The organism is Streptomyces sp. NPDC093252 (assembly GCF_040683675.1).
GTDB lineage: Bacteria > Actinomycetota > Actinomycetes > Streptomycetales > Streptomycetaceae > Streptomyces.
The window spans coordinates 635,258-648,853 of record NZ_JBFBEM010000001.1; the positions used below are offsets into that span (position 1 = coordinate 635,258).

Below are 13,596 nucleotides of genomic sequence, written 5' to 3' on the forward strand. Positions count from 1 at the left end.
GTACAGGCACGACAACCGGGGGAAACACCATGGAGAACACCTGCGTCGCGACGGCCATGACCATGCCGTCACCGACCACCGACCCGGCCGATCTGACCGGACCGGCCGCCGCGCGCCCACCCGGCGGACCGGCACCCCGCACCGCCGGGGCGGGCGCCGCCGCCGAACTGACCGACCCGATGACCGCAGCCGAGTTCGACGAGGCGTTCACCGCGGTGATGCCCCGGCTGCGGCGCCGGCTGCTGGCGCTGACAGGGAATCCGCACGACGCCGACGACCTGGTGCAGGAGACCTATCTGCGGCTGTCGCGCCGGGCCCGCTCCCGCACCCTGGTACGGCAGCAGCAGCCGTACGCGTACACCTGTGCGGCGGCGCTGAATCTGCTGCGTGATCTGTGGCGGCACCCCTCGCGCCAGGAGCGCTGCACGGACCGGCTGCCCGAGCGCGGCTGGGACGGCGGGTTCGCCCGGCGGGAGGCCGAGGCCGTGGCGACCGCGCTGCTGCGGGGGCTGTCGGCGAAGGAGGCGGCGGCCGTGATCCTGGTCGACATCGAGGGCCTCACGCACGACGCGGCGGCGCTGCGGCTCGGCGCCCACCGGGGCACGGTGCAGCGCAACCGGATGCGCGGACTCGCCAAGATCCGGGCCACCCTCCACGCATACGAACCGGCCGCCCCGGCCGTCTCCCCTGCGCAGGGCGCGGAGCCCGGCCCGACGGCGCGGACCGGACGGGCCGGGCGGGCTGGACAGGCCGGGCGGCCCGCGCCGGACACCCGGACCGGACCGACCACCCGTTCCCGGTGAACCGGACCGGACCGACCGACCACCCGTTCCCGGTGAACCGGCGCGCTCTTCCGGCCGGCGCGCCCTTTCGGCCGGCGCACTCCGCCGTGCCCCGCCGCGTCAACCCTTCGGCACTCGAACCACTTCAGGGGGAACCCGAATGCGCCGCACCACCCGTCGTATGGCGACGGCCATGGCCTCAGGGCTGCTGCTCGCCACCGCTCTGACCGGTACCGCCACGGCCACCGCCACCGAGGTCACTTCCGCCGCCGCTGCCGCTGCCGCTGACTGCCGCCCGCTGGCGGACGCCTCCGCGCAGGCACAAGCCATCATCGACGCCGCCTGCTCCCAGATCGGGGTGCCCTACTCCTGGGGCGGCGGTTCGATCCACGGGCCGACGTACGGTCAGGACTATCCCGGGGGCGGGCCGGGCGCCCACGACAGCCAGGTCAAGGGCTTCGACTGCTCGCACCTGATGCAGTACGCGGCCTGGCAGGGCGCCGGGATCGCGCTCCCGGAGGGGTCCTGGAACCAGGCCCGCTGGAGCGGGGCCACCGCCCGCTTCACCCGGGACCAGGGCCTCGGCCCCCTGGAGCCGGGCGATCTGCTGCTCTGGGCGAAGAACCCGGCCGACCTCGGCAGCGTCCATCACATCGCCCTCTACCTCGGCGGCGGCAGGATGGTCGAGGCCCGCGAGTCGGGCACCCCGGTGATGGTGAGCGACGTACGGCTCAACGCGCAGTTCGCGGGGGCCCTGCGGATCACCGGGGGCGAGGAGCCGCCCGCCGGTACCAAGAGGTTCATGACCTGGGGCACCGGGGTCGGTCTGCGGCCCGAGGCGAACACCCGGAAACCGGTGGTGGGGCGGCTGCCCGGACCCACCGCGGTGGACGTGCAGTGCCAGGCCCGCGGCGAACTGGTCAACGCCGAGGGTTACAGCAACGACGCCTGGTCGTATCTGCCGGCGTACCGGGCCTGGATCTCCAACATCTACATCGACGACCCGGCGGCCTGGCTGCCCGGCGTCCCCACCTGCTGACCGCACCGCGCACCGCACCGCACCGCATCCCACCCTGTTCGGAGGAGCTTTCGTCATGCGTGTACACCAGCGTTTCCTGTCCCTCGGGCTGCTCGCCGCCGCTGTGGCCGCGACGGCTCTCGTCCCGCTCACCGCCGGTACCGCCCAGGCCGCCCCCGCGGCCCCGTCCGGCTACGCCGGGTCCTGCCCGACGGCCGGAACGGTCACCCAGTGGTGGCACTCCGGCCACGACGGCGTCGACATCGCCAACAACCGCGGTACGCCGATCCACTCGACCGGCCCCGGTACGGTCATCGTCTCCGGTCCCGCCAGCGGCTACGGCCAGTGGATCCGGATCCGCCACGACGACGGCACGGTCACCGAGTACGGGCACATGTACGAGCGGCTGGTCTCGGTGAACCAGCGGGTGAGCAGTGGTCAGCTCATCGCGCGGATGGGGTCGGAGGGCGACTCCTCCGGCAACCATCTGCACTTCGAGGCGCACAGCTCCACCTCCAGCACCCGGGGCATGGACCCCAAGCCGTATCTCGCGGAGCGCGGGGTGGGGCTGCCGTGCACCCCGGGCAGCGGGACGCCCGGCACCAACTTCACCACCTGGGGCACCGGGGTGCGGGTCCGCGCCGACGTCAGGCTGAACGCGGCCGTGGTGCGCACGCTGACCGGGCCCACGCCGGTCTTCGTGGAGTGCCAGAAGCGCGGCGATGTGGTCAACGCCGAGGGCTACAGCAATGACGCCTGGGCGTACATCCCGGCGCTCGGCGGCTACATCAGCAACATCTACATCGACCACCCGTCGGCCTGGCTGCCCGGGGTGCGGGAGTGCTGAGCAGAGTTGAGCTGAGCTGAGCTGACGGAAGGGTGACGAGCCCACCCGGGGCCGGACGGCGACGACCCGTCCGGCCCCGGGTGCTGCGGGGTGGGGCGCCGGTTCAGTTCGCGCAGACGCCTACCGAGTCGGAGGGGTCCTGGCCGATGTTGACGTTGCCGCCCCAGACATAGACATCGCGGTACGGGCCGCCGGAGCCGATGACCGAGTCGTGGACGGTGCCGCGGTACCAGACGTCGGTGGTGTAGCCCCCGGCGGTGACGCGCTGCCCCCGGACGTAGCAGACCCCGTCCAGGTAGTACCGGTCGGTGGTGGGGCCGGTGTTGAGGACGGGTGTGTTCTGGGTGTTCGGCGCGGTACGCAGGTTGCTGTGGGTCTGGAGCGAGACATAGAACCCGGCGACGCCCGCGTGGGCGGTGGCGGCGAGGGCCGTGAGAGCGGCGGCGCCGACGGCGAGGGCGGTGGTGGCGCGGCGGAACGCGGTACGTGCCATGGGTGGGTGCTCCCTCTGGGGCGGGCCCGGGACCGGGCTGCGGACGGTACGGGGACGGACCCCGCCGGGCCGTCCGGGCACGGGCGGCGACGGCGTGCGGTCCGCACCCCGGGGACGGGCGGGGTGGGGCGGTCGTATGAGGGGGCCGTGGGCGGAGGCTTCATCCCGGGAATCGGTCTCTTCCGGGACGGGGGGCACCGGCCTCATACGGCGGGCCCGGTGCCCCCGTCCCGGGGACGGTGCGGGCACCACACCTCCCGCCCGCACCTCCCCCACCGACCCAGGGACGACGACCATGACCATGAGAATGCCGGGCGGGCCGAGCCTGCCGAGGGCGCTGAGGATGCCGAACATGCCGAGGGTGCTGAGGATGCCGGGCGGGACGAGGGTGCTGAGCGGCGCACGGGGTGTGCTGCGGGCGGCCGTGTGCGCCACCGTCCTCGCGGCCCTCGTCGGCGCCACCGTCTCCCCTGCCGTCCCTGCCTCCCCTGCCGCCCCTGCCTCCGCCGGGTCACCGGCGCCCGCGCGCGCGGCGCGGGCCGAGGTCCCGGCCGGGGTGACGGCGGGCGTCGCCGTCTTCGACCGGCGGACCGGCACCTTCACCGAACAGCTCAACCCGGGCGGTCGGTTCCGGTCGGCGTCGGTGGTGAAGCTGCTGATCGCCCTGGATCTGCTCTGGGGCCGCTCCCCCGACACCCTCCCGGCCGCCGACCGGGCCCGGATGGACAGCATGCTGCGCGGCAGCGACGACAGCGCGGCCAGCACCTTCTGGGCGGCCAACGGCGGTGGCGCGATCGTCGACCGGATGGTGGCGCGGCTCGGTCTGACCGACACCGCGCGCCCACCGGCCACCCACCCCGGTTACTGGGGCTACACCGCGCTGTCGGCCCGCGACACGGTCACGGTCTACCGGTACATCCTGGACACCGCCCCGGCGGCCGTCCGCGACCATCTGATGACCGCCCTGCGCGGCTCCACCCGCTGTGCCACCGACGGCTACGACCAGCACTTCGGCATCCCGGGCTCCTTCGAGCGCCCCTGGGCGGTCAAACAGGGCTGGTCGGGCTTCAGCTCGGGCGGCTGCACGACGACGGCGAACGCGACGGCCCGCACCGGCACCGGGACTCAGGCGTCCGAGGTGTCCGGTGCCGCGGACGTCGATCTCACCCGCCCCGCCCTGCACACCACCGGCGTCGTCGGCGCGGGCGACCGGACCATCGTCGCCGTCCTCACCCTGCACCCGGCCGGCACCGCCTACGGCCGCGCCCACACCGACATCGGGCGCCTGACCCGGTCGCTGAACGTCCCCGGCGCCACCCGCCCGTCCGGCACCTGGGTCGGCACCTGGGGCAGCGGCGTACGGGTGCGCTCGGGGACGACCACGGCGTCCGGCGCGCTGACCACCCTGCCCGCCGGGGCCGAGGTGCTGGTCGGCTGCCAGCGGCGCGGCCAGCAGGTGAGCGTTCCCCCGTACACCAATGACTGGTGGGCGTATCTCCCGCAGTACGGGGGCTATATGACGAACGTCTATCTGAGCGCGCCGGAGAACCAGGTGCCCGGAGTGCCGGTCTGCTGATCCCCTGATCCCCTGATCCCCGGCGCGGGCGGCGGGGGCGGCGCGTGGCCGGTTCTCCGCGCGCCCCCGGCACCTCCGCTTTCCCCCTCGCCGGGACGGGCAGGAACCTCCCAGCACGGCCCACCAAGGAGAGGGAGGTGCCGCTCGTGGGCGGCGACGACGGCGAGTTGGGCGGAACCGGTGCCACCGGAGCGGAGGCCCAGACGGACGGGGCGGAGGCAGCCGGGGCGGAGGCGAACCGGTCGGACGCGAACGGGGCGGAGCGGGGGTTCGGGTTCCGGCGGATCGAGCGCGGGGTGCCGTCCGCCGCGTGCCCGGTGGCGCACGGCGGGGACGGGGTCTGGGTGGTGCGCGGCTACGACGAGGCGCGTGCCGTCCTGCGCAGCACGGCGACCGTGCAGGCGGGGCTGGGCGTGGAGATGGTGTCGCGGTTGCCGTCGCGCGTCCGGCGGCCGGTGCTCTACCGGGACGGGCCCGAGCACCGTGAGCACCGGCGGCAGACGGCGCGGTTCTTCACCCCGCGCCGGGTCGACGAGCATTACCGGGAGACGATGGTCCAGGTCGCCGAGGAGCAGATCGGGCGGCTGCGCGCGGACGGCCGGGCCCGGCTTTCCGATCTGAGCTTCGAGCTGGCGGTGCAGGTGGCCTGCGCGGTCATCGGGCTGACCGACAGCCGCCCCGGGATCAAGGAGCGCCTGAACCGCTTCTTCCCGGAGCGGTTCGGCACCCCGGGCCTGACCAGTCTGCACGGCGTGTACTGGACAGTGCGCCAGAACACCAACTGGATGCGGATGTACGCCGGGGACGTCCGGCCCGCGGTACGCGCCCGGCGCCGGGTCCGGCGGGACGATCTGATCTCGCATCTCCTCGACGAGGGCTGCTCGACCACCGAGATCCTCGGCGAGTGCATCACCTTCGCGGCGGCGGGGATGGTGACCACCCGGGAGTTCATCAGCGTGGCGGCCTGGCATCTCTTCTCCGAGCCCGGGTTGCTGGCGCACTACCGGGCGGCGGACGAGCCGGGGCGGCTGGCGGTGCTCGGGGAGATCCTGCGGCTGGAGCCGGTCGTGGGCCTGCTCAGCCGCCGCACCACCGAGCCGCTGGACCTGCCCGGCGCCGACGGCGAGCGGGTGACGGTACCGGCCGGTGACCGGATCGACATCCTGCTCGACCACGCCAACGTCGACGAGCGGACCGTGGGTTCCCGGCCGCGCTGTCTGCGTCCGGGCCGGGCCATGGGGGACGGCGCCGGGGCACCGGGGCTGGCCTTCGGCGACGGCCCGCACAAGTGCCCGGGGCTGCATGTCGCGCTGCTGGAGACGGATGTCTTCCTGAGCCGGCTCCTGGCGCTGCCCGGCGTCCGGATGGCGAGCCCGCCGTCGATCGGCTGGATCGACGGCATCGGCAGCTATGAGCTGCGGGACTGTGTGGTGGAGGTGGAGATGGAGGTGGAGGTGGAGGTGGAGGTGGACGAGCGGGGGTGACGGGGGTTCAGGCCCGGGGCCCGCCGTCCCCGTCCCGCTCGCGGAGATGGCGCCAGACCCTCTCGCCGCGCGGTGAGAGCCGGTAGCCGGTGTCGAGGCTCTCGGTCAGACCGTGTTCCTTGAGGCGGCGGACGTCCGCCTTGAAGGGGAGGGTGTCGCGGTCGGCGCGGGCGGCGAGGTCGGCGGCCCGGGTGGCGGGGTGGTCGTGGAGGAGGCCGAGGACGGTCCGGGTCCAGGGGCCACGGGTGCTGCGGGCGTCGATGCCGTCGAGTACGGCGACGATCTCGGCGAGTGCCTCCGGGCCGAGGGCGGTGTCCTCGCGCAGGGCGGTGCGCGGATCGGCACCGGCCGGGCGGAGGGTGACGCGGTACAGGCGCCGGTCGTCGCCCGCGCGCTGGTCGGCGAGGAGGGCGGCCCGGTCCGGGTAGCCCGCGCGGCGGGCGTCGCGGGCGGTGACGGCGTCGGGGGCGACCGGTTCGACGGCCGTGACCTCGATCAGCCCGACGGCGGTGCGCAGCCGGGTCCCGGGGCGCACGGCGGGTCTGCGCCAACTGCGGAAGGCGAGATCGGCCGCACCGGAGGCGATCCTGTCGAGGGCTTCCCGGGTGAACAGCATCGACCGCTCCCGTCCGTGCCGTGCCTTTGGTGGGGAGGGTACGCCGGGGCGGGGTGGGGCGCCTGCCGTGCGGAGGGCGCGAGCCGGGCGCGCGGCGGCGGGCTCTCATCGAGGTATGCGGACAGCATCCGCTACGGGCGCGAGCCGGCGGGCTCCGAGCACGATCCCGACTCAGCCCCGGCCCAGGAAATCCGAGCAGATGTGGGTCGGTGCCGGGCCGGACCAGGGGCGTATCGTCACCCGGATGTCGTCGGTGCGGGTCGTGCCGCTGGGGTCGGCCATGGCGCGGGCGCGGGCCAGGCTGCACACGAGCTGGCCGGTGAGGTTGCGGTCCCGCAGGGAGGCGGGGTCGAGGGCGGGCGCCCCGATGTCGAGGGTGACCGTGCGGTCCCCGGTGCTCAGCTCGAAGGTGCCGCTCTCCAGCAGGGTGGTGAGGCCGGAGGCCCGTTCCGCCGGGGTGGGGCCGCTCATGAGGTACTTGAGGACACCGAGGAGGTCGTCGGGGTCGGCGGAGACGGGGATGTCGGGGCGGGAGACGGCTTCCAGGCGGCCGGACTGGGAGACGAAGTACAGCCGCAGCCCCTTGGTCAGTCCCCCGGCGGGATCGCCGCCGTCGAGGACGCCGGTGGGCTGGACTCCGCAGGCGCTGAGCGTGGCGGCGGCGAGGAGGGCCGTCCAGGCGGGGCGCGTGCGTCGGCGGGTCCGGGTCATGGGGTGGTCTCCTCGGCCGGGTGGAGCCAGGGCAGGTGGAGGGTGAAGACGGCACCGCCGCCGGGCCGGTCGGCGGCCTCGACGGTGCCGCCGTGCAGCCGGGCGTTCTCCAGGGCGATGGCGGTGCCCAGTCCGCTGCCCTCGGAGCGGGCGCGGGCGCTGTCGGCCTTGTAGAACCGGTCGAAGACCCGGGCGAGGACCTCGGGCGGCAGACCGGGGCCCTCGTCGGTGACGGTGAGGGTGACGCGGCCCAGGTCCCGGTCGGCGGTGAGGGTGACGGTCACCGGGTCGGCGCCGTGCCGCAGGGCGTTGCCGACGAGGTTGGCGACGGTGACATCGACGCGGACCCGGTCGACCGAGGCGCGCACGCCGTCGGGGAGGGCGGTGCGGACGCGGTCGGTCCAGCCGCGCAGGGAGAGCGTGGCGCGGACGGCTTCGGCGAGGTCGGTGTCCGCGAGGTGGAGGCGGGCGGCGCCGGAGTCGAAGCGGGACATCTCCATCAGGTCGTCGACGAGGCGGGTGAGCCGGGCGGTCTCGGCGCTGACCGTGCGGGCGGCGTGGGCCGCGTCCGGGGGCAGTCCGGCGGCCTCCTCGTCCAGCACGGTGACGACCATGGTCATCGCGGCGAGCGGGGTGCGCAGTTCGTGGGAGACATCGGCGACGAAGCGTTTGGCGCGGGCCTCCTGGTCGCGGAGTTCGCCGACCGAGCGTTCCAGGGCGTCGGCGGTGTCGTTGAAGTCGGCGGCCAGCAGGGCGAGTTCGTCGTTGCCGCGGACATGGGCGCGGGTGCCGAGGTCGCCGGTGGCGTGGCGGCGGGTGGCGCGGCCCAGTTCCCGGACGGGGCGCAGCACGGTACGGGCGGCGAGCAGGGCGAGGAGCACGGCGAGCAGGACGACGGGGGCGAGTCCGTCGCGGACGGCGGCGAGCAGACCGGCGGTGTCGTCGCGTTCCGCGTGCAGCGAGGTGATGGCGTAGACGTCGAGGCCGGAGGGGGCGCCGGTGTCGAGGGTGACGGGGGTGCCGAGGACGAGGTAGGGGCCGCCGCGCCACTCCACGCGCTGGAAGCTCAGCCGGTTGCGGGTGCGGACGGCCTCGCGCAGGGCGGGGCCGACGCGGGTGCGGTCGGCGCGGGCGTCGGAGGCGGCGGTCAGGGTGCGGTACTCGGCGACGACGACGGCGCCCCGGCCGAGGCCGTCGGCGAGGGTGGTGGCGAGGCGGGTGAGGGAGACCTCGTCGGGCGGGATGTCGAAGTCGGCGGCCACCTGCTCGATGCGCTGGCGGAAGTCGTCGCGGACGGCGTCCTGTTTACGCTGGAGCACGGCTGTCCGGTATTCGCGGTAGGCGAGCGCGGTCGCGGTCACCGCGCTGACGGCGGCGACCAGGACGAACGCGACGACGAGCCGGACCCGCAGCCCGCCGAGGCTCCGGCGGCGACGCGTGCAGGGCCGCACGGCACCGCCGCGCCCCGAGCCCTCCCGGCCCCTCTCGCGCGCCTTCTCGCGCCCCCTCCCCCACCCCCTCTTCACGGTCCTCCTCTTCACGGTCCTCACACCGGCCCGAACCGGTAGCCGAACCCGCGCACGGTCTGGATGTAGCGGGGCCTGGCGGGCACGTCCTCGATCTTGGCGCGGAGGCGGCCGATCGCCGCGTCGACCAGGCGGGAGTCGCCGAGGAAGCCGTGGTCCCAGACCGAGCGCAGGAGTTGCTCGCGGGTGAAGACCCGTCCGGCGGAGGCGGACAGCTCCAGCAGGACCCGCAGTTCGGTCGGGGGCAGGGCTATCCGGGTGCCGCGCTTGGTCACGGTGAGTCCGGCGCGGTCGATGACCAGCCCGCCGTGGTGCTCGCCGGGTGCCCCGCGGGTGGGTTCGGCGCGGCGCAGGGCGGCGCGGATCCGGGCCTCCAGCACGGGCGCGGTGACCGGTTTGACGACATAGTCGTCGGCGCCCGCCTCCAGGCCGCGCACGATGTCGGTGTCGTCGCCGCGGGCGGTGAGCATGATGACCGGGACGGTCGAGCCGGTGGCGCGCAGGCGCCGGCACACCTCGAAGCCGTCGATGCCGGGCAGCATCAGATCGAGCACGGCGATCTCGGCGGTGGCGGGGTCGGCGAGCAGGGCGAGCCCGGCCTCGCCGGAGGCGGCGGTACGGACCTCGTAGCCGTGCCGGCGCAGTACGAGTTCCATGCCGTCGCGCACGGAGACGTCATCCTCGATCAGCAGCACATGGGGCATGCAGCCGATTATGCGGGACGGTTTGCGCTGCTCAGAGCCCTGGTGGGGGGCCGGGGCGGTCGGGCGGCGCATTGTTACGCGTTCATCATGCGGCGATGGACGGGTCACCATGTGCGGGGCCGACGGTGGGGCGCATGACCACTCACCACACCTTCCACCGGCGCCCCCGGCTGCGGCTGGCCGCGGCGCTGGCGGTGCCGCTGTTCGCCTTCTCGGCCGCGTGCGGCGCCGGGGACGACGGGGCGGGGGGCGAGCCGATCGCCTCCGCCCCCGGCGAACCCGCCGGCGGGGGCGGCGGCCGGACCTCCGCCCCGTCGTCCCCGCCCGCCGCCGACAAGGGGGCGTTCTACGACGCGCAGATGACCTACGTCGAGTGCATGCGGACCAAGGGCGGCGTCAAGGACTTCCCCGATCCCCGGCTGAGCGGCTATCTCGACTGGGCGAAGATCGACGAGGTCGCAGACCCGGACGGCCGGGGCGAGGAGTACAAGGGCGGCAAGGACGCGGTGTGCTTCCCGGAGCTGTCCGAGGCGATGGCGCTGGAGCCGCCGCGCGATCCGCAGCGCGACTTCGAGTCGATGCTGGCGCACGCGAAGTGCATGCGGGACAACGGGGTCTCCCGGTTCACCAATCCCACGATGTCCGGCGGCGGGGTCATCCCCGGCGGCGACCCCAGCCCCGGCAGCCCGGTCATCGACCCGGACTCACCCGCGTACCGGGAGGCGCGCGCGGCCTGCAAGGACGAGCTGCTCGAAGGTCTGGACGGGATGCAGTAGATGCGGCACCGGAGGGGAGTGGGGATCGCGGGCGCCGCGGTGACGGTGGCGGCGCTGGGCGCGGTCGCGTACGGCGGGCGCGGCGGCGACGGACCGGACGCCGGGGGCGCGCTGCCGCCGGACACGGTCGCCGTCACCCGGACCGATCTGGAGCGGGCGAAGACGGTGGACGGCCGGATCGACTTCGCGCAGCGCCGCCCGGTCAGGGCGCCGGTGGAGGGCACGGTGACGGTGGCCGCGCGGGAGGGCACCACCGTCCGCCGGGGCCAGGCGCTGTACGAACTGAACGACAAACCGGTCACGCTGCTCTACGGCCCGGTACCGGCGTTCCGCGAGATGAGGGCCGGTGACCGGGGCAGTGACGTCCTCCAGTTGGAGCGCAACCTCGTCGCCCTCGGGTACGGGCGGGGGCTGTACGTCGATCCGCGCTACGACGAGGCCACGGCGGCGGCCGTCGAGCGCTGGCAGAGGGACCTGAACCGGACGCCGACCGGCCGGGTGGGCGCGGGCGATGTGGTGTTCCAGCCGGAGGAGGTCACCGTGGTGCGGGCGGACGCGGCACTCGCCGACCGGGTCGGCCCGGACACCGCCGTCCTGACCGTGGCGTCCACCCGGCCCGTCGTCCGGGCGCTGCTCGACCAGGCCGACGGGCCGCTCGCCGCGCGCGGGACGCGGGTGGAGGTGACCCTGCCCGGCGGGTCGGCGGAGCCGGGGGAGGTCGCGGGGACGGCCCGGCCGGAGGATCCGGAGGCCGCGGAGGCGCAGAACGGCATCACCGTGGAGATCGCCCTCGACGGCGGGGCCGACGCCGTCGAGGGCGAGGACACCGGGGTGAGCGCGAGCGTGCGGTTCGTCGGCGAGCGCCGCGAGGACGTGCTCGTGGTGCCGGTGGAGGCGATCGTCGCGCTGCGCGGCGCGGACGGCGGCTACGGCCTCCAGGTCGTGGCGGGCGGCACCGCGCGGATGGTGCGGGTCACCACCGGGATGACGGCCGACGGGCTGATCGAGGTGAGCGGTCCCGGGATCGCGGAGGGCACGGAGGTCGGGGTGGCCCGCTCATGAACGCCGCTCCCGCTCCCGCCCCGGTCGTGGAACTGCGCGGGGTCACCAAGGCGTACCCGGGCGGGGTGCACGCCCTGCGCGGGGTGAGCCTCGCCGTCGGGGCCGGTGAACTTCTCGCCGTCGTGGGCCCGTCGGGCTCCGGCAAGTCGACGCTGCTCCAGGTCGTCGGCACCCTGGACCGGCCCACCTCGGGCACGGTCCGGGTCGCCGGGCACGAGGTGGGCGCGCTCACCGACGCCCAGGTGTCGGCGCTGCGCGCCCGGCACATCGGGTTCGTCTTCCAGCACTTCCATCTCGCCGAGGGCGCGAGCGCGCTCGACAATGTGGCGGACGGGCTGCTGTACGCGGGTGTCCCGCGCGGGGCGCGCCGGGCTCGGGCCCGGACCGCGCTGGACCGCGTCGGCCTCGGCCACCGGCTCGGGCACCGCCCGTCCCGGTTGTCGGGCGGCGAGAAGCAGCGGGTGGCCATCGCGCGGGCGCTGGTCGGGGCGCCGCGCCTGCTGCTGGCCGACGAGCCGACGGGCGCCCTGGACAGTGCGTCCGGCCGGACGGTGATGGGGCTGCTGCGCGAACTGAACGCGGCCGGTACCACGGTCTGTGTCATCACCCATGACCCGGGCATCGCGGAGTCGCTGCCGCGCCGGATCCGGATGAGGGACGGCGAGATCGTCTCCGACACCGGCGCCGAAATTGTCTCCGACACCGGCGCCGAGATCGCCTCCGGCACCGGCGTCGAGGCTTCGGGGGAGGTCCGGTGACCGGGATTCGGGACCGTGCGCACCCGGCACCGCCTACGCCGCCGCCCCCGCCGCCCGAGCCGTCCCGTCTCCTCCCGGCCGATGTGCTGCGGCTGGGGGCGGTGGGGCTGCGGGCCCGGCGCTCCCGGGTGGTGCTGTCCGCGCTGGGCATCGCGCTCGGGATCGCCACGATGGTGGCGGTGGTGGGGCTGTCCGAGTCCAGCAGGGCGGATCTGATGGCCCGACTGGACCGGCTCGGCACCAATCTGCTGACCGCCGAGGTGGTCCCGGACACCGGGGGCCGGGAGGTGCGGCTGCCGAAGTCGGCGGTGGCGATGGTGGAGCGGATCGGGCCGGTCGAGCACGCCACCGCGACCGGTCAGGTCGACGCCCGGATCCGGCGCAGCGCGGTGGTGCCGCCGGAGCGGACGGCGGGGGTGACCGCGCAGGCGGCCCGCACGGATCTGCTGGCGGCGCTGGGCGCCCGGGTGGCGCGGGGCGTCTGGCTGGACCGGGCGAGCGAGCGGCTCCCGGTGACCGTCCTCGGGGCGCTGGCCGCCGAACGGCTCGGGGTGACCGCGCCGGGCGAGACGATCGTGATGAACGACGAGCGGATGGTCGTCGTCGGCATCCTGGAGCCGGTGGAACTGGTGCCGACGCTGGACCGGGTGGCCCTGGTCGGCTTCCCGGCGGCCGAGGAGTACTTCGGCTTCGACGGGCATCCCTCGATGGTGTTCGAACGGTCGCCGGACGCGACGGTCGACGACGTGCGGGAGGTGCTGGCACGCACGGTGAGTCCCGGCGCGGAGGGGTACATCAAGGTGTCCCGCCCCTCGGACGCGCTCGCCGCGAAGGCGGCCACCGACCGGGGCCTGACCGCCCTGATGCTGGGCCTGGGCGCGGTGGCGCTGCTGGTGGGCGGGGTCGGGGTGGCCAACACCATGGTGATCTCGGTGCTGGAGCGCCGCCCGGAGATCGGGCTGCGCCGGGCGCTGGGGGCCACCCGGGGCGCGGTGCGGGCGCAGTTCCTGATGGAGTCGCTGCTGCTGTCGGCGCTGGGCGGGGCGGCGGGCGCGCTGCTGGGCACGGCCGCCACCTACGGCTTCGCGCTCGCCCAGGGCTGGCGGCCGGTGGTCCCGCTCTGGGCCCCGGCGGGCGGTCTCGCCGCGACCCTGCTGATCGGGGCCGTGGCGGGTCTGTACCCGGCGGTGCGGGCGTCACGGCTGCATCCGACGGAGGCGCTGAAGGGGACATGACCTCCGGT

The 13,596-nt window shown here is 75.0% G+C and carries 14 protein-coding genes; 9 read left to right on the forward strand and 5 right to left on the reverse strand.

Going from position 1 to position 13,596, the window contains the following annotated elements:
• Positions 1–29 precede the first annotated feature (29 nt).
• The 3 genes from AB0O01_RS02570 to AB0O01_RS02580 all read left to right on the forward strand — a co-directional run bounded on the left by AB0O01_RS02570 (position 30) and on the right by AB0O01_RS02580 (position 2,647).
• Complete coding sequence (locus AB0O01_RS02570) at positions 30–803, forward strand: sigma-70 family RNA polymerase sigma factor (protein ID WP_365310205.1); 774 nt, start codon at positions 30–32, stop codon at positions 801–803.
• A 139-nt stretch (positions 804–942) separates the two neighbouring features.
• On the forward strand, positions 943–1,821 hold the full coding sequence (locus tag AB0O01_RS02575; protein WP_365310207.1) for an NlpC/P60 family protein: 879 nt from the start codon (positions 943–945) through the stop codon (positions 1,819–1,821).
• Positions 1,822–1,876: 55 nt separating this feature from the next.
• A complete protein-coding gene (locus AB0O01_RS02580; RefSeq protein WP_365310209.1) occupies positions 1,877–2,647 on the forward strand; it encodes a M23 family metallopeptidase in 771 nt (256 codons plus the stop codon).
• Between the two features lie 103 nt (positions 2,648–2,750).
• Here AB0O01_RS02580 and AB0O01_RS02585 read toward each other — a convergent pair whose 3' ends face one another.
• Positions 2,751–3,140, reverse strand: a complete 390-nt coding sequence (locus AB0O01_RS02585) for a hypothetical protein (RefSeq protein ID WP_365310211.1) — start codon at positions 3,138–3,140, stop codon at positions 2,751–2,753.
• Positions 3,141–3,435: 295 nt separating this feature from the next.
• Between AB0O01_RS02585 and AB0O01_RS02590 the strand changes: the two genes are divergently transcribed.
• Entirely contained in the window at positions 3,436–4,716 is a 1,281-nt protein-coding gene (locus tag AB0O01_RS02590) for a hypothetical protein (RefSeq protein ID WP_365310213.1), read from the forward strand.
• 317 nt (positions 4,717–5,033) lie between these two features.
• The gene (locus AB0O01_RS02595; RefSeq protein WP_365310483.1) at positions 5,034–6,200 is read left to right on the forward strand and encodes a cytochrome P450; all 1,167 of its coding nucleotides are present in this window, start codon (positions 5,034–5,036) and stop codon (positions 6,198–6,200) included.
• Positions 6,201–6,207: 7 nt separating this feature from the next.
• Here the strand turns inward: AB0O01_RS02595 and AB0O01_RS02600 are convergent, their stop codons facing one another.
• From AB0O01_RS02600 to AB0O01_RS02615, 4 genes are all read right to left on the reverse strand, one after another.
• A complete protein-coding gene (locus AB0O01_RS02600; RefSeq protein WP_365310215.1) occupies positions 6,208–6,816 on the reverse strand; it encodes a hypothetical protein in 609 nt (202 codons plus the stop codon).
• A 171-nt stretch (positions 6,817–6,987) separates the two neighbouring features.
• Complete coding sequence (locus AB0O01_RS02605; protein ID WP_365310217.1) at positions 6,988–7,527, reverse strand: hypothetical protein; 540 nt, start codon at positions 7,525–7,527, stop codon at positions 6,988–6,990.
• Entirely contained in the window at positions 7,524–8,978 is a 1,455-nt protein-coding gene (locus AB0O01_RS02610) for a HAMP domain-containing sensor histidine kinase (protein WP_365310485.1), read from the reverse strand. Before AB0O01_RS02610 ends, AB0O01_RS02605 begins: the two co-directional genes overlap by 4 nt.
• 95 nt (positions 8,979–9,073) lie before the next feature.
• Positions 9,074–9,757, reverse strand: a complete 684-nt coding sequence (locus tag AB0O01_RS02615) for a response regulator transcription factor (RefSeq protein WP_365310219.1) — start codon at positions 9,755–9,757, stop codon at positions 9,074–9,076.
• A 134-nt stretch (positions 9,758–9,891) separates the two neighbouring features.
• On the opposite strand from AB0O01_RS02615, the gene AB0O01_RS02620 reads away from it, so the two are divergent.
• From AB0O01_RS02620 to AB0O01_RS02635, 4 genes are read left to right on the forward strand one after another with little or no spacing between them, the layout of a single operon-like run.
• Entirely contained in the window at positions 9,892–10,533 is a 642-nt protein-coding gene (locus AB0O01_RS02620) for a hypothetical protein (RefSeq protein WP_365310221.1), read from the forward strand.
• A complete protein-coding gene (locus AB0O01_RS02625) occupies positions 10,534–11,595 on the forward strand; it encodes a peptidoglycan-binding protein (protein ID WP_365310223.1) in 1,062 nt (353 codons plus the stop codon). It begins immediately after the preceding gene.
• Entirely contained in the window at positions 11,592–12,353 is a 762-nt protein-coding gene (locus AB0O01_RS02630) for an ABC transporter ATP-binding protein (RefSeq protein ID WP_365310227.1), read from the forward strand. Before AB0O01_RS02625 ends, AB0O01_RS02630 begins: the two co-directional genes overlap by 4 nt.
• Positions 12,350–13,588 carry an ABC transporter permease gene (locus AB0O01_RS02635; RefSeq protein WP_365310229.1) on the forward strand — a complete coding sequence of 413 codons (1,239 nt, stop codon included), beginning with the start codon at positions 12,350–12,352 and terminating at the stop codon, positions 13,586–13,588. Before AB0O01_RS02630 ends, AB0O01_RS02635 begins: the two co-directional genes overlap by 4 nt.
• Positions 13,589–13,596 lie beyond the last annotated feature (8 nt).